Source organism: Halopelagius fulvigenes (assembly GCF_042662625.1).
GTDB classification, from domain to species: Archaea; Halobacteriota; Halobacteria; order Halobacteriales; family Haloferacaceae; genus Halopelagius; species Halopelagius fulvigenes.
This window is the reverse complement of the sequence record NZ_JBHSXH010000015.1, coordinates 397,261-411,124: the sequence shown is the minus strand read 5'-3', so window position 1 is coordinate 411,124 and position 13,864 is coordinate 397,261. Positions and strand designations below refer to the sequence as shown.

16 protein-coding genes are annotated in these 13,864 nt (G+C 67.7%); 7 read left to right on the top strand and 9 right to left on the bottom strand.

Features of this window, described 5'->3' with window-relative positions:
* Positions 1–126: 126 nt before the first annotated feature.
* On the bottom strand, positions 127–1,806 hold the full coding sequence (locus ACFQEV_RS12110; RefSeq protein WP_379696239.1) for an acyl-CoA mutase large subunit family protein: 1,680 nt from the start codon (positions 1,804–1,806) through the stop codon (positions 127–129).
* Positions 1,807–1,996: 190 nt separating this feature from the next.
* Between ACFQEV_RS12110 and ACFQEV_RS12105 the strand changes: the two genes are divergently transcribed.
* The 3 genes from ACFQEV_RS12105 to ACFQEV_RS12095 all read left to right on the top strand — a co-directional run bounded on the left by ACFQEV_RS12105 (position 1,997) and on the right by ACFQEV_RS12095 (position 3,922).
* A complete protein-coding gene (locus ACFQEV_RS12105; protein WP_379696237.1) occupies positions 1,997–2,677 on the top strand; it encodes a class I SAM-dependent methyltransferase in 681 nt (226 codons plus the stop codon).
* Between the two features lie 108 nt (positions 2,678–2,785).
* Positions 2,786–3,199, top strand: a complete 414-nt coding sequence (locus ACFQEV_RS12100) for a nascent polypeptide-associated complex protein (RefSeq protein ID WP_379696234.1) — start codon at positions 2,786–2,788, stop codon at positions 3,197–3,199.
* Positions 3,200–3,922, top strand: coding sequence for a tRNA (adenine-N1)-methyltransferase (locus ACFQEV_RS12095; RefSeq protein ID WP_379696232.1), 723 nt, complete (start codon positions 3,200–3,202; stop codon positions 3,920–3,922).
* 2 nt (positions 3,923–3,924) lie between these two features.
* On the opposite strand, the gene ACFQEV_RS12090 is transcribed toward ACFQEV_RS12095, so the two are convergent.
* The 3 genes from ACFQEV_RS12090 to ACFQEV_RS12080 form a co-directional block, all read right to left on the bottom strand.
* The gene (locus ACFQEV_RS12090; protein WP_379696229.1) at positions 3,925–4,545 is read right to left on the bottom strand and encodes a DUF6517 family protein; all 621 of its coding nucleotides are present in this window, start codon (positions 4,543–4,545) and stop codon (positions 3,925–3,927) included.
* A 57-nt stretch (positions 4,546–4,602) separates the two neighbouring features.
* Positions 4,603–4,926: a transcription factor S gene (locus ACFQEV_RS12085; protein WP_379696226.1), complete on the bottom strand. Its 324-nt coding sequence runs from the start codon at positions 4,924–4,926 to the stop codon at positions 4,603–4,605.
* Positions 4,927–5,003: 77 nt separating this feature from the next.
* The gene (locus ACFQEV_RS12080; RefSeq protein ID WP_379696223.1) at positions 5,004–5,261 is read right to left on the bottom strand and encodes a DUF5789 family protein; all 258 of its coding nucleotides are present in this window, start codon (positions 5,259–5,261) and stop codon (positions 5,004–5,006) included.
* Positions 5,262–5,450: 189 nt separating this feature from the next.
* On the opposite strand from ACFQEV_RS12080, the gene ACFQEV_RS12075 reads away from it, so the two are divergent.
* Positions 5,451–6,935 (top strand): methyl-accepting chemotaxis protein, encoded by a 1,485-nt coding sequence (locus ACFQEV_RS12075; protein WP_379696220.1) that lies wholly within the window; start codon positions 5,451–5,453, stop codon positions 6,933–6,935.
* Here the strand turns inward: ACFQEV_RS12075 and ACFQEV_RS12070 are convergent, their stop codons facing one another.
* Positions 6,936–7,709: an enoyl-CoA hydratase/isomerase family protein gene (locus ACFQEV_RS12070; RefSeq protein ID WP_379696217.1), complete on the bottom strand. Its 774-nt coding sequence runs from the start codon at positions 7,707–7,709 to the stop codon at positions 6,936–6,938.
* A 169-nt stretch (positions 7,710–7,878) separates the two neighbouring features.
* Between ACFQEV_RS12070 and ACFQEV_RS12065 the strand changes: the two genes are divergently transcribed.
* A complete protein-coding gene (locus ACFQEV_RS12065; RefSeq protein ID WP_379696214.1) occupies positions 7,879–8,385 on the top strand; it encodes a DUF5797 family protein in 507 nt (168 codons plus the stop codon).
* Here ACFQEV_RS12065 and ACFQEV_RS12060 read toward each other — a convergent pair.
* Together ACFQEV_RS12060 and ACFQEV_RS12055 are read right to left on the bottom strand one after the other, a co-directional pair.
* Complete coding sequence (locus tag ACFQEV_RS12060) at positions 8,382–9,425, bottom strand: DUF5787 family protein (protein ID WP_379696212.1); 1,044 nt, start codon at positions 9,423–9,425, stop codon at positions 8,382–8,384. The genes ACFQEV_RS12065 and ACFQEV_RS12060 overlap by 4 nt on opposite strands.
* A gap of 145 nt (positions 9,426–9,570) precedes the next feature.
* A complete protein-coding gene (locus ACFQEV_RS12055) occupies positions 9,571–10,029 on the bottom strand; it encodes a bis(5'-nucleosyl)-tetraphosphatase (protein WP_379696210.1) in 459 nt (152 codons plus the stop codon).
* Positions 10,030–10,205: 176 nt separating this feature from the next.
* On the opposite strand from ACFQEV_RS12055, the gene ACFQEV_RS12050 reads away from it, so the two are divergent.
* Positions 10,206–10,538, top strand: a complete 333-nt coding sequence (locus tag ACFQEV_RS12050) for a 30S ribosomal protein S10 (protein WP_379696209.1) — start codon at positions 10,206–10,208, stop codon at positions 10,536–10,538.
* 88 nt (positions 10,539–10,626) lie between these two features.
* Here ACFQEV_RS12050 and ACFQEV_RS12045 read toward each other — a convergent pair whose 3' ends face one another.
* Both ACFQEV_RS12045 and ACFQEV_RS12040 read right to left on the bottom strand, forming a co-directional pair.
* Positions 10,627–10,890, bottom strand: a complete 264-nt coding sequence (locus ACFQEV_RS12045) for a DUF7513 family protein (RefSeq protein WP_379696207.1) — start codon at positions 10,888–10,890, stop codon at positions 10,627–10,629.
* Positions 10,887–12,404: a Na+/H+ antiporter NhaC family protein gene (locus tag ACFQEV_RS12040; RefSeq protein ID WP_379696205.1), complete on the bottom strand. Its 1,518-nt coding sequence runs from the start codon at positions 12,402–12,404 to the stop codon at positions 10,887–10,889. Before ACFQEV_RS12040 ends, ACFQEV_RS12045 begins: the two co-directional genes overlap by 4 nt.
* 159 nt (positions 12,405–12,563) lie before the next feature.
* Here ACFQEV_RS12040 and ACFQEV_RS12035 point away from each other — a divergent pair, with 159 nt between their 5' ends.
* Complete coding sequence (locus ACFQEV_RS12035; RefSeq protein WP_379696203.1) at positions 12,564–13,835, top strand: amidohydrolase; 1,272 nt, start codon at positions 12,564–12,566, stop codon at positions 13,833–13,835.
* Positions 13,836–13,864 lie beyond the last annotated feature (29 nt).

Genomic DNA, 13,864 nt, shown 5'->3' with positions numbered 1-13,864 from the left:
CGTCGCGAAAGCGGGGAGACGGACCCGATTCGATGCGAGTGCGCGCGGTCAGAACGGAAGGAGGGTCATCGTACCCTACCGACGAGGTGTCAGAAAATCATCGTTTCGGTGGTGCGGGAGTCGGTGTCACGCGTGGCTCGGGTGGTACTCGCCGAACTCGTCGCGGAGGACGTTCGATATCTCGCCGACGGTGGCGTACGCCTTCACCGCGTCCACGATGTAGGGGACGAGGTTGTCGTCGCCGTTCGCCGCCGTCCGCAGGGCTTCCAGGGTCGCCTCCACCGCCTCGTCGTCGCGTTCGGCCCGCACCTCGTCGAGTCTGTCGAGTTGTCGGGCCTCGTCCTCCTCGTCCACCTCCTGCACGTCGGGGTCCGGGTCCTCGTCCGTGCGGAACTCGTTGACGCCGACGATGATTCGCTCGCCCTCCTCTATCTCGCGTTGCCGTTCGTAGGCGACGTCCTGTATCTGCCGTTGGACCCACTGGGACTTCACCGCCTCCAGCATGCCGCCGCGTTCGTCTATCTCCGCTAAGATATCGAACGCCTCCGCCTCCACCTCGTCGGTGAGCGACTCGACGTAGTAACTCCCCGCGAGGGGGTCGATGGTGTCCGCGACGCCCGACTCGTGGGCGAGGATCTGCTGGGTCCGAAGTGCGGTTCGGACGCTCTGTTCGGTCGGGAGCGATAGCGCCTCGTCCTTCCCGTTGGTGTGGAGGCTCTGGGTCCCGCCGAGGACGGCGGCCATCGCCTGATAGGCGACGCGGACGACGTTGTTCTCCACCTGCTGGGCCGTCAGCGTCGAACCGCCCGTCTGGCTGTGGAACTTCAGTTGCTTCGATTCGGGGTTCTCCGCGCCGAACCTCTCCTCCATTATCTTCGCCCACATGCGCCGGGCGGCGCGGAACTTCGCCACCTCCTCGAAGACGTTGTTGTGCGCGTTGAAGAAGAAGGACAGTTGCGGCGCGAACTCGTCTACGTCCTGCCCGGCGTCGAGGGCCGCCTGCACGTACTCGATGCCGTTTCCGAGCGTGAACGCAATCTCCTGTGCGGCGGTGGAACCGGCTTCGCGGATGTGGTACCCGGAGATGGAGATGGTGTTGAACTTCGGCGTCTCCGCCGCGCAGAACTCGAAGACGTCCGTGATGATGCGCATCGACTCCTCGGGCGGGTAGATGTAGAGGTTCCGCGCGACGTACTCCTTCATGATGTCGTTCTGGACGGTGCCGCGGAGTTCCTCGCGGGGGACGCCCTGTTGGTCGCCGACGGCGACGTACATCGCCAAGAGAACCGACGCGGGCGCGTTGATGGTCATCGACGTGGACACCTCGTCCAAGGGGATGCCGTCGAACAGCGTCTCCATGTCCCGCAGGGAGTCGATGGCGACGCCCGATTTCCCCACCTCGCCCGCGGCCATCTCGGCGTCGGAGTCGTACCCCATCTGCGTCGGCAGGTCGAACGCCACCGAGAGGCCCGTCTGCCCGTTGTCGATGAGGTAGTGGTACCGCTCGTTCGTCTCCTCGGCGGTGCCGAACCCGGCGTACTGCCGCATCGTCCAGAGGCGGCCCCGGTGCATCGTCGGGTAGACGCCGCGGGTGTACGGTTCCTCGCCGGGGAACCCCTCGTCCGCGAAGTAGTCGTGGTCCGCCACGTCCTCGGGCGTGTACAGTCGCTTCACCGACTGCCCCTGCGTGTCGGTGATGAACTCCTCCTCGCGTTCCCCGAATCGGCTCAGCGTCGGCGAGAGCGTCTCCTCCTCCCACTCCGCTTTCGCGTCGCGGATCCGCTCTAACTCGTCCGGGTCGAACATGGTCGAATATGTGGGTCAGTGGCCTTAACGATGTCCGACGGGGGGTGCCGACCGAGAGCCCGACCGAGGACCGCCGCACACCGGGTTTCCGGTGAGCCGAGAGACGGTTCGCCTTCCGATACAGTGCTCGTATCGAAGCTGTCTCGCACCGACCGTACGCTTACGTCCCCGCCCGTCGAACGGGCCGGCCATGAGCGACGACGCCGAGGCGATCCGAAGGCTCGTTCGGGGGTTGTCTCCGGAACACGACGAGATACACGCGGAGATGGCCGCCTACGCCGACGAACACGGCTTCCCCATCGTCGGGCTAGAGGCGGGCGGGGCGCTCAGACTCCTCGCGCGCCTCACCGACGCCGCGCACGTGTTCGAGTTCGGGTCCGGGTTCGGGTACTCCGCCTATTGGTTCTCGAAGGGCGCCGCGCCGGACGCGCAGTTCATCCTCACCGAGTACGACGCCGACGAACTCGACATGGCCCGGGAGTTCTTCGAACGCGCGGGTCTGTCCGACCGCACGGAGTTCCACGAGGGCGACGCGGTGGCGGCCGTCGAGGAGTACGACGGTCCGTTCGACGTCGTCCTCGTGGACCACGAGAAGTCGCGGTACGCCGAGGCGTTCCGGGCCGTCCGGTCGAAAGTCGCCCGCGGCGGCGTCGTCGTCGCCGACAACGTGACGCGCGGCCCCGCGGACGCGGCGGCACTCGCCCGGTACGTCGAGGGTGAATCGCTCGACGCCCCCGACGAACACACGAAGGGCGTCGCGTCCTACCTCGACGCCGTGCGGGCCGACCCGGAGTACGAGACGGTCCTGCTCCCGATAGGGAACGGACTGGCGGTCAGCGTCCGCACCGGTCGGACCGACGCCGACGCCTGATCGCGGGGCGGGCGTCCGGCGGCGTCGGACGCCGTCCATCAGCAGACCGAACCGACCCGCCGAGGAGCGTTCGCCACGCTTTTGCTACCGGACCCCGACGCTTCGGGTATGTTTGGCGGAGGCGGTATGAACCCGCGGAAGATGAAGCAGATGATGAAACAGATGGGCATCGACGTGACGGAGCTCGACGCCGAGGAGGTCGTCATCAGGACGGCCGACGAGGAGCTCGTCTTCTCCGACGCGCAGGTCACGCGGATGGACGCCCAAGGCCAAGAGACGTACCAGATAGTCGGCCAACCCGAGTCGACCGAACTCGGGTCGGGCGACGCCGGGGCGAGCGACGCCTCCGGGGCGGGCGGCGAATCCGAGGCCGACGAGTCCGCCTCCGAGGGCGACGCCGAAATCCCCGACTCCGATATCAAAATCGTCGCCCAGCGCGCGGGCGTCGGCAAGGACGAGGCGCGGGACGCGCTCGAAGCCGAGAACGGCGACCTCGCGGCCGCTATCTCGCGGCTCGAATAAGTGTACCTGCTCGTCCACGGGGACCGCGAGTACCTCCGCGGCCCGGGCGAGGAACTCCACACCGACCTCGGCGTTCTCGACGTCCCCGAGGGCGTCGAACCGGGCGATACGCTCGAGACGCATCTCGGCGAGGAGTTCCTCGTCCGCGGCCTGCGCGGCCCGGACCTGTTCAACCACCTCGAACGCACCGGCGCGCCGATGATGCCGCGCGACATCGGACTCATCGTCGGCCACACGGGCATCGCCGCGGGCGACCGCGTCCTCGACGCCGGCACCGGCACGGGCGTCCTCTCCGCGTACCTCGGCCGGATGGGCGCGGCGGTGACGACGTACGAACGCGACGCGGACTTCGCCGACGTGGCCCGCGAGAACATGGAGATGGCCGGCGTCGCCGGGACCGTCGAGGTTCGGACGGGCGACCTGACGGAGGAACTCGACGAACTCGACGGCGGGTTCGACCTCCTCACCCTCGATACGGGCGACGCGGCGGACGTCGTCCGGCGCGCCCCCGAACTGCTCGTAAGCGGCGGCTACGTCGCCGTCTACTCGCCGTTCGTCGAGCAGAGTCGCGAGACCTCTTTGGCCGCCCGCGACGTCGGCCTCTCGGCGGTGGAGACGTTCGAGACCATCCAGCGAGAGATGGACTTCGGCGAACGCGGATCGCGCCCCTCCACCGCGGGCGTCGGCCACACGGGCTATCTCACGTTCGCGCGGAACGAGTAGCGTCACTCCGTCGCGCGCACCATCTCGAACAGCTCTTCTCTGAACCTGTCGGGCTCCAGTAGCGCCGACAACTCCTCGGCGGGACCGGATTCGACGTCCCGCGGGTACGCGCCCCCGGCGACGAGGAACCCGCCGCCGCCGTCGGGCCACACCGCGACGTACGCCTCGGCGAGGAGAGCGAACTCGGAGAGAGGGACGCGCGCCCGGTAGCGCGTCAGGTCGGCCTCTTCGTCCCGAATCCGAAACGGGCGGGACTCGACGGCGCGGACGGAGTCGAACCCCCGTTCGCGGAGGACGTCCGCGAACCCGGCGTTCGCTCGCTTCGTCACGAGTCGGGTCACCGCGCGGGAGGGCGGCGCGGCGGGTTCGATGCGGAGGCGACTGGCGAAGAAGAACCGCCACGTCGCGTCGTCCGCCTCCGCGTCGGAACCTGTGGCGGCGTCCGACCCCGCCGCGCCCGCCCTCGCGGTCACCCGTTCGCGGAGGCGTTCGTCCGCGAGAAGCACCGTGCGGGCGCGGACGGCGACGACGACGGCGTCGAACGGCGTCGTCGCCTCCTCGGAGACGACGCGCCATCCCTCGGGCGACGGAACCGCCGGCGGCGGCACGTCCGACGGGCGCATGGACGCCGCTACGGGCGGCGCGGACTTAACTCGCCGGAGAAACGCGTCGCTACGGTATCAGTGGTCGTCTTCGCGCCACTTGTGACTGCACTCGACGCAGGTGAAAAAGCGCGTCTCGGACTCGTCGGCCGAGCGAATCTGCTTCATCTCGTAGCGCGCCTTGTCGTGTCCGCACTTCGGGCAGATGACCGTGGTCGTGGGGCCGATCTCGGCGTCGTCCACGTCGGACATGTCGACGACTCCGCCGTCCTCGCGGGAGGCGGTGGAGGTCATGTGCGACTCCTTGGCCTCGTCGCGGAGTTTCTCGTAGCCGCAGCTCCCGCAGACCCACTTGTCGCCGTCCGTCTTCATCATCGAACCGCATTCGTCGCAGAACTCCATTGTTACAAGAGACAGTCGCTTCTGGCACTTAAACGTCCGGAAACGACCCCGGCGGAGAGTCCCGGACGCGGGCGATGTCAGGCGTCTCCGTCCGACTGTCTCGGCTCGCCGAGGGCTTCCATCGGGAGCGAGTTCTGCAGTTCCTCGTACAGTTCGCCCGGCCCGCCGAACGAGTCGCTCTGCGTGTCGGCGATGACGTCGCCGAGGTTCACCTCCCCGTCGGCCAGTTGTAACTCGACGTCCGAGCACTGTTCGGCCGCGTCGGACCGCGATATCGGGTACGAGAGCTGTTCTAATCTCGGCTCGACTCGACTCAGTTTGACGTCTTCGGTCATACATCTCCTTTCGTCTCCCGACGCCTTATCCTTGTGCTACGTTAGCGAATTGTACAGTCAACGTATCCGGCATTGCTCCTCTTTCTCCCGGTCGGCGACGGCCGCGTCGCGGAACGAGAACGGGACAGAAGTCTCAGTTCTGATAACGGGGATGTGGGATTTATACGGCTCATTCTCGGAACGTAGAACATGGATTTCGGTTGGTTCACACGTCGATTACGAAACGGGGGCGAGGAGACGAGGGAGAAACGGACCGACGGGGGCGTCATCTCGGACGACGGCCCCGCGACGGATGCGGGCGCGTCGCCGGAGACGCCGGACCGCGCCGGAGGATTAGACCCCGACGTGGACGCGTCGAGCGAGACCGAACGACTGCGGACGGAACGCGACTACTGGCGCGGCCTCTTCGAACAAGTCGTCGAGTCGTTCCCGGAACCTGCGTTCGTCGTCAGCGCCGACGACAGGGTGGCGTATTTCAACGAGACCGCCGCCTCGTCGTACGGGATACACAGAGCGGAGATGCTCGGACTGACGACCGAGGAGGCGTTCCGAGAGTCCGGCAACGAGGAGACGTTCGCCGAGGAGACGCTTCGGACGCGCGAGGCGGCCCGAGAAGACGAGTTCCGCGAAGTCCACACGCCGAACGGCACGGAGTGGGTTCGCTCGAACGCGGTGCCGCTTTTCGACGGCGAGGGGAACGTCGTCGGCGCGTTCGAGACGACGTCCTCAATGACGGAGTTCGTGGAGCAACGCGAGGCGATAGTCGGAGCGCAGACGAGCGTCGAACAGACGCTCCGGAACGCCATCGACGGGGCGACGGACGCGAGCGAACGCGTGGACGACGCACTCGGCGAGGCGGCGTCGCTGGCCGGCGAACAGGCGGAGAACATGGACGAAGTCTCCGGGGAAGTCGGGTCGCTCTCGGCCACCGTCGAAGAGATCGCCGCCTCCGCCGAGGAGGTCAACGAACGCTCCGAGGAGGCAGAACGCCTCGCGGAGGCGAGCACCGAAGCGGGCGAAGACGCCGTTCGGGCGATGGAGGGCGTCGCGGAGAGCGGCGACCAAGCGGCCGAACAAACACGCGAACTCGCCGAACAGGTCGCCGAAATCGACGACATCGTCGAAGTCATCAACGACATCGCCGACCAGACGAACATCCTCGCCCTCAACGCCAACATCGAGGCGGCGCGGGCGGGCGAGGCCGGCGAAGGATTCGCCGTCGTCGCGAACGAGGTCAAATCGTTGGCGAACGAGGTGCAGAACGAATCCGAGCGCATCGAGGAGATAATTCAGGAGACGCGCGGCGACGCCGGCGAGACGGTCGAGAGCATCGAGTCGGTCACCGAGGAGGTTCGCTCGAACGCCGACGCCGTCCGCGAGATGGTCGAGAACCAGAACGCCATCGCCGAGGAGGTTCGCGCCACCTCGACCGGGATGAACGACATCGCCGCGGCGACGGACGACCAAGCCGTCCGGACGGAGGAAGTCGCGAGCATGGTCGACACCGCCGCCGAACGTTCGAAGTCCGTCCGCGCCGAGGTGACGGAAGCGGCGACGGCCAACGACGACCAGATGGCAGTCGTCGAGGACATCGAGGCGTCCGCGAGCGAACTCGAAGCGGCGATATCGTCCATCGACGCCGCCGACGGAACCGACGTCATCGACGCGACGTAACTACTCGAACTCCGGGTCGCGTTTCTCGACGAACGCCTCCATCCCTTCTCTCTGATCGTGCGTGCCGAACAGTCCGCTCCACGCCCGCGCCTCGTGTTCCAAGGCGGCCGACCGCGGGGCCTCGTGGCCGGCGTTTATCGCCTCCTTCGCCGCGTGGAGGGCGTGCCGCGGTTTCTCGGCGAGTTCGGCGGCCGTCTCCGCGACTCGGTCGCGCAGTTGGTCGTGGGCGACCACCTCGCCGACGAGTCCGCGTTCGTAGGCGTCGGTGGCGTCGATGCGTTCGCCGAAGAATATCATCCGGCGGGCCGTCTCGTCGCCGACGAGTGCGGGGAGTCTCTGGGTGCCGCCCCACCCGGGGATGATTCCGAGGTCGATCTCGGTCTGCCCGAGGACGGCCCGTTCGGAGGCGACGCGCAGGTCGCACGCCAACGCGAGTTCGCACCCGCCGCCGAAGGCGTACCCGTTGACCGCGGCGACGGTCGGCGCGGGGAACGACTCGACCGCCGAGGCGATGCGGTGGCCCTGTTCGGCGTACGCCTGCGCCTCGGCGGTGTCGAACCCCCGCATCCGTTCGATGTCCGCGCCGGCGACGAACGCCTCGTCGCCCGCACCGGTGATGACGAGGACGCGAGCGCTCTCTTCTCGGGCCTCCGTGACCGCCTCCTCGACCGCGTCCAACGTCTCGGGGTTCAGCGCGTTCAGCCGGTCGGGGCGGTCGATCACGAGCGTCGCCACCTCGTCGTCCCACTCCAGTCGGACGGTATCCCAAGCCATGGGGGCGCGACGCGCGGCGCGCGTGTAAGCGTTCCCCCGGCCCCGCGTTCGGTCCCCCCTCGCCCCGCCGTTCGGTCCTCTCCGCTTCAACGCTCGTTCACGCGGGGGAGACAGTCCGCCGCCGCGCGGAGAAAACAGGTCTATATCCCCCGGTGCAAATTTGGACGCAATGGCACTCTCGGACGAAGAGAAGGAACGACTCGCCGACGTCGTTCGTCTCCAGCCGACGAAGAACAAGGAGTTACAGGAACGGTGGGGGCTCGACTCCGGGAGCGACGTGCATCGCTATCTGGAGGACAACCTCAAGGAGTACTACTACCGCGACGACAACAGTCTCATCCGCGCCACCGCCGAGGCGGCGGACCTCGTGGACGTCGAACCGGGCGTCGAGACCGACGCCGACGAGGAGGAGGGGGTGCCCTCGGTCATCCGCGTCCCCGCCCTCGAATCGAAGGTGTTCGAGGTCGTCGCCGGCCCGGAGGAACGCTCCGAGAGCGTCGTGAGCGTCCTCAACAAGATACGGGACCGGTTCGACGACGACCCCGACGTCGAGGACGTCCGCCGCGCCCTCCAGAGTCTCCGCCGGAAGGGCGTCGTCGAAGTCGTCTACCGAACCGTCCCGACGTTCCGCCTCGCCGTCGAACGCGACGAGGTGGACGTGGAAGTGACCGACTAACCCGTCCGCTCGGTTTCTCTCTCGCGGACGCGTTCCCGCCTGTCGCCGAGCAGTCGCCGTATCGCCTTCCCCGGTCCGCCCTCGATGGGCCACCCCCTCGTCCGCCACGCGGGCGGTTCGGGTTCGAAGTCGGGACAGGACCCGGCGCACTCCGCGGCGGTCTGCGACCGCCCCTTGGCCGCGCAGTGGGGGACGAGGACACTGCCGAGCGAACCTCGACAGCCCACCGGACTGCGTCCGGTGACCCCGCCGAACCGCCGGAGTTCGAAGTGGCGGCAGTCCGGCCGCATCGTCTCGTGGAACGACCGCCAGCCCTTGCCGTAGGCGCGTTCGGCGAGTTTGAGGCGGGTCGTCTCCCGGTCGGCGTCGTCGTCCGCGGGCGTCACGTCGCTGGGGTGCCACTCCACGTCCGCCGTCGCCCACGCTCTCTCGTCGGGGTCGAACGACATCGTGAGGATTCCCACCTCGACGGGCACGTCTTCGAGAAGCGCGGGTTCGACGCGCCGCCCCGTCGCCGTCGTCGCCACCCACACCTCGTCGGCCAGTCCCGTCTCCACGTCGCGTTCGAGTTGGTCCGAGAGGGCGCGGGCGGCGGAGGCGTCCAGGTCCGGTTTGTTCTCGACGGCGACGATGCGGCGCACCCAGTCGGGGTAGGGCGCGATGCGCCGAATCTCGATGCGGTTGCCGCGGCGACGCTTCTCGACGACGCCGCGGCCCGCCGCGCGGTGGACGGCCGCGCGGACGTACCGCCACGGGTAGCCCGGGTGCGGGAGGGCGTCGCGGTACCACGCCCACTCCTCGGGCGCGTTGCGGACGACGTGCAGGAGGTCGGAATCGAGCGTTCGGTCGCCGAACGCCGCGCGCGCGGCGAGTCCCGCCGAGTCGCACTCGACGACGACGGTGTCCCACCGGCGGCGCTTCGTCCCGAGTTGGCGCGCGACGAGAACAGCCGAGTCTCGCTCTCCGTCCGGGGGCCACGACTCCTCGGCCCACCGACAGACGAGCAACTCGAACCCGAACTCGGCGTCTGCGGGGTACACGTCCGGTGGTCTTCGGTCGGGGGAGGAAACGGTTTCGGGTCGGCGTCGAACGGGAGCGAAAACGCCGTCGCTACGGGGACGGACCGACTCGCGCGGAGTCGGACCGCGAGGAGGGGCTACGGCTCTGCGTCGGAGGGACGACGGTTCAGGCGATGTACCGGCGGTTCTCCTCGTCGCTCTCCGCGAGGAGGTCGTCGAGGAACGAGTGCGCCTTCTCCAGGATGTCGCGCGGACCGTCCTGCGTGATGGTGTTTATCGCCTGCTCGTAGTCGCGCCACTGCAGGTCCCGGTGCTCCCGGGAGAGTTCGGCGCTCGCCTCGAAGGAGCGCGCGATGAACAGGTGCACCGTCTTGTGAATCGTCTTGCCGTTCGCCTCGAACACGTAGTCGTAGTCCTCGCGGAACCCGTCGATGAGGCGGAAGTCTTCGATTCCCGCCTCCTCTTTGATTTCGCGTATCGCTGTCTGCTGGAGCTCCTCGTTTCCTTCGACCCCGCCCTTGGGGAACTCCCAGTCCCCCGGTCGGCTCTTCAGGAGCAGGTACTCCCTTCGGCCGCGGGTGTCGCGGAAGAGGATGGCTCCAGCGCTCACCGCTTCCACTGTCATTGGTGAATGTATATATACGGGGATTTAAGAGGGTATCGGAGAGTCGTTCTTCTCTTCTTGTTGAAAGATACCGACACCTCGTCGTCTCTGTCTGTCACGCTCGCGCACGGATTCCGCGTGTAGGTGCGTTTTTACCGCTCCGTACTCTCGATGGGTGTAACGGCCACCACCCAGCCATGACCTTCGTAACCAAACTCACCTTCCAGAGCGGGAATCGATACGAACTCGAAGACGAAGTGTCGAGTCTCAAAGAACTCGTCGAGAAGAAGGGCGCCGAATGCAAAGGCCCGCACGCCCAACCGCCGGAGAACGTCCGCGTCCCGCAGTACAGGAATCTCGCGCCGGGCGACGAGTTCTCGCCGTGGGAGTACACCGTCTACTCGCGGAAACTCGAGATTCACGGCAACGACCACATCGCGCGCGAAGTCGGCCACATGGCGTTCCCCGAGAGCATCCACGTCGAGATAGAGGTCGAACAGAAGAAACCGCTCGGCCACCGACGGAAGTAGACGGAGAGCGACCGACTCTCTCGCTCCCGCGTTCTTCTCTCCGCCGCCGCCGACGCTCTCCAATTTTCCTTTCGCGTCTCCGTTCTCGCTATCCTCGGTCGTCGAGCACTTCGACGAGTCGTCCGCGGCCGCGACTCGACGCGGCGTCGAACTCCTCGATTTCGAACCGGACGCGCCGTTCGAGGAGCGTCGGGTCCGCCCCCGGCAGTTCGATGACGGTGTCGCCGATTCGGACGATCGCGCCGTCGCCGGTGATGCGGGTGACGAACGCCGTCACCGTCTCGCCGGCTTCGAAGGCGGGCTTCGAGGCGCGGAACGTCTCCTCGGCGAACAGGAAGTCGAGGAAGCTCATACGCGGCTCACCTCCCCGGACTGCCGGTCGGAGACGTACTCGCGTCCGTACCCGGTCCACGCCGCAAAGAGGAACACCGCGACGAGGAACCAACCGTGGAACACGTACGGCCAGACGCTGGCGGGGTTGACCACCATCGACTGGGTGAACCACTCGTACTGCTCGGGGAGGCGTTGCATCGCGGAGTAGCCCGCGAGCAAGCCGCCGCCCCACGGGAAGATGTACCCGAGCGCCGAGGTGTTCGCGTCGAGGATGTTCGCCCGGCGGTAGCCGTTGATGTTGAACCGGCGGCCGAGCGTCGCGATGTACGGCGCGATGGCGATTTCGGCGGCGGTGTTGATGGTGATCATCCCGTTGACGAGGGCGGTGCCGAGGACCATCGTCGTCTCCGCGCGGCGGACGCTGGTGGCCACGCGTTCGAGGAGGAACTCCTGTATCGCGTCGAACGCGCCGCCGACCTGCATCACCTGCGCGCCCGCGACGATGAGGAGGACGAGGACGATGAGGGGGAAGAAGCCCGCCGCGCCGGCGTAGAGACTCCCCGAGACGGCGGCGCTCCCGGGTTCGACCGGGACGACGAACGCACCGACGACGGGAATCGCGTCTGCCGTCTGCACGAGTTCGGAGGCCCGCGACGCCTCGAAGGCGACCATGTCCGCGGGCGCGGCGAGGTCGAGGAGGAGGTTCAACGCGACGGAGGTGACGAGACCCCACGAGATGGCCTCGATGATGTGTCGGCCGCGCACCGCCGTCACAATGACGATGGCGATGGAGAGGAGGTGGGCGAGTCCCCGCGCGGTGGCGGGGCCTCCCACGTTGCTCACGTCGATGGGTTGCCCCGCCATCGCGGCACCCGCGACGAGGTAGGCGACGAAGGCGAAGGCGGCGGCAACGAGGGCGTATTTCAACCGCGAGGCGACGACGCCGCCGATGTCGGCGTTCTGCGTCACGGCGCTGACGATGGTGGTGTCGCTGACGGGCGCGAGGTTGTCGCCGAACACCGCGCCCGAGAGGATGGCCCCGAACATGAGGACGGGGTTCGCGCCGAGGACGACGCCCGCCGGGAAGACGAGGGCGGTGAACGCGATCGCCGTCCCGTACCCGGTTCCGATACCCGTCGCCAGCAGGGCCGCCAGCAGGAACGTCAGCGCCGGGAACAACGCCGCGCCGACGCTTATCGCGTCCGCGGCCCAGACGAGTCCGTCGACGAAGCCGCCGACCTGAATCGTCTCGGCGAACATCCCGGCCCACAACCACGCGACGATGGCCGTCGCGGCCACCCGTTCGGTCATGCCGTCGAACACCACGTCGGCGTACTCCTTCCAGTTCCCGACGACGAGGAACATCCCGAGGATGAGTCCGAGGAGCATCCCGACGACGAGTCCCGTCGGGTCGCCGATGCCCAGTATCCCGCTCTGTACGATGGCCCACGCGACGAAGAACGCTATCGGAACCGCGCTCGCGAGGCGTCCGCCTCGGAATCGCAGTTCACGAGTTTCGTCTGAGTCGGTCATTCACTCACTGGTGGAAGACGGGTCCACATAAGCGACCCGACACGGCGCGCAGACCCGTCAACGCGCCGACGGCGAGGCGCAGGGACGGACTCGAACCGCGTGGCGGCAAACCCGACGTACTCGGCGAGGTTTATCACCGTCCACCGCCACCGACAGACGATGACGACGTCCGACCTCGTCAGCCTTCGACGCGACTTGCACCGGCACCCCGAACCCGCGTGGCGGGAGTTCTACACCACCGCGCGCCTCGTGGACGAACTGGAGACGCGGGACTTAGACGCCCTGTACGTCGGGCGCGAGGTACTCGCCGAGGAGGAACGGATGGCCGTCCCCGACGAGGCGGAACTCGACGAGTGGTACGAACGCGCCCTCGCCGCGGGTGCCCGCGAGGACGTTCTCGAAGCCCTCCGCGGCGGGTACACCGGCGCGGTGGCGGTGGCCGAACGCGGCGAAGGACCGACCGTCGCCCTCCGCGTCGACATCGACGGCCTCCCCATCACCGAGTCCTCGGACGACGGCCACGAACCGACGGCGACGGGGTTCCGGTCAGAGAACGAGGGGTACATGCACGCCTGCGGGCACGACGCCCACGCGGCCATCGGACTGGGCGTCCTCGATTCGGTCCTCGAAAGCGACTTCGCGGGGACGCTGAAGGTGTTCTTCCAACCCGGCGAGGAACTGGTCGCCGGCGGGCGGGCGATGTCGAAGTCGGGACTCCTCGACGACGTGGACTACCTCTACGGCGCCCACATCGGACTCGACCACCCCTCCGGCGAAATCGTCGCGGGCATCGACGGCTTCCTCGCCGTCTCGCACTTCCGCGCGGAGTTCACCGGCGCGCCGTCGCACGCCGGGGCGCGCCCGGAGGAGGGCGACAACGCGGTGCAGGCGATGGCGACGGCCGTCCAGAACCTCTACGGCATCTCGCGGCACGCCGACGGCGCGACGCGCGTCAACGCCGGGATGGTCGGCGGCGGCACCGCGACGAACATCATCCCCGAGGAGGCGTTCATCGAGGGCGAAGTCCGGGGCGAGACGACCGAACTGATGGAGTACATGGAGGAGAAGTCCCGTCGCGTCCTCCGGTCGGCGGCGGAGATGCACGGTTGCGAGGTGGAGATTACGACGGAGGGGAAAGCCCCCTCGGCGCGGAGCGACGACGAACTCGTCGGAATCGTGAGCGACGTCGCGGGCGAGAACGCCGGCGTGACTTCCTTGGTCGAACGCGACTCCCTCGGCGGTAGCGAGGACGCCACCTACCTGATGCAGGAGGTACAGAAGAACGGCGGCAAAGCGGCCTACATCGGCGTCGGAACCGACCACCCCGGCGGCCACCACACGAGCACGTTCGACGTGGACGAAGACAGCATCGGCCTCGGCATCGACGTCCTCTCTCAGTCCATCCGGGAACTCTCGAAGCGCCGACCCTGACCGAGGATAGTTATTTACTTACGTTTACA

Coding starts and splice junctions, on each gene's coding strand:
- ACFQEV_RS12065 (WP_379696214.1), top strand. CDS start 7,879: ATGGCACTCTCGGACGAAGAGAAGGAACGACTCGCCGACGTCGTTCGT.
- ACFQEV_RS12100 (WP_379696234.1), top strand. CDS start 2,786: ATGTTTGGCGGAGGCGGTATGAACCCGCGGAAGATGAAGCAGATGATG.
- ACFQEV_RS12040 (WP_379696205.1), bottom strand. CDS start 12,404: ATGACCGACTCAGACGAAACTCGTGAACTGCGATTCCGAGGCGGACGC.
- ACFQEV_RS12085 (WP_379696226.1), bottom strand. CDS start 4,926: ATGGAGTTCTGCGACGAATGCGGTTCGATGATGAAGACGGACGGCGAC.
- ACFQEV_RS12090 (WP_379696229.1), bottom strand. CDS start 4,545: ATGCGCCCGTCGGACGTGCCGCCGCCGGCGGTTCCGTCGCCCGAGGGA.
- ACFQEV_RS12055 (WP_379696210.1), bottom strand. CDS start 10,029: ATGACAGTGGAAGCGGTGAGCGCTGGAGCCATCCTCTTCCGCGACACC.
- ACFQEV_RS12075 (WP_379696220.1), top strand. CDS start 5,451: ATGGATTTCGGTTGGTTCACACGTCGATTACGAAACGGGGGCGAGGAG.
- ACFQEV_RS12105 (WP_379696237.1), top strand. CDS start 1,997: ATGAGCGACGACGCCGAGGCGATCCGAAGGCTCGTTCGGGGGTTGTCT.
- ACFQEV_RS12035 (WP_379696203.1), top strand. CDS start 12,564: ATGACGACGTCCGACCTCGTCAGCCTTCGACGCGACTTGCACCGGCAC.
- ACFQEV_RS12110 (WP_379696239.1), bottom strand. CDS start 1,806: ATGTTCGACCCGGACGAGTTAGAGCGGATCCGCGACGCGAAAGCGGAG.
- ACFQEV_RS12045 (WP_379696207.1), bottom strand. CDS start 10,890: ATGAGCTTCCTCGACTTCCTGTTCGCCGAGGAGACGTTCCGCGCCTCG.
- ACFQEV_RS12070 (WP_379696217.1), bottom strand. CDS start 7,709: ATGGCTTGGGATACCGTCCGACTGGAGTGGGACGACGAGGTGGCGACG.
- ACFQEV_RS12050 (WP_379696209.1), top strand. CDS start 10,206: ATGACCTTCGTAACCAAACTCACCTTCCAGAGCGGGAATCGATACGAA.
- ACFQEV_RS12080 (WP_379696223.1), bottom strand. CDS start 5,261: ATGACCGAAGACGTCAAACTGAGTCGAGTCGAGCCGAGATTAGAACAG.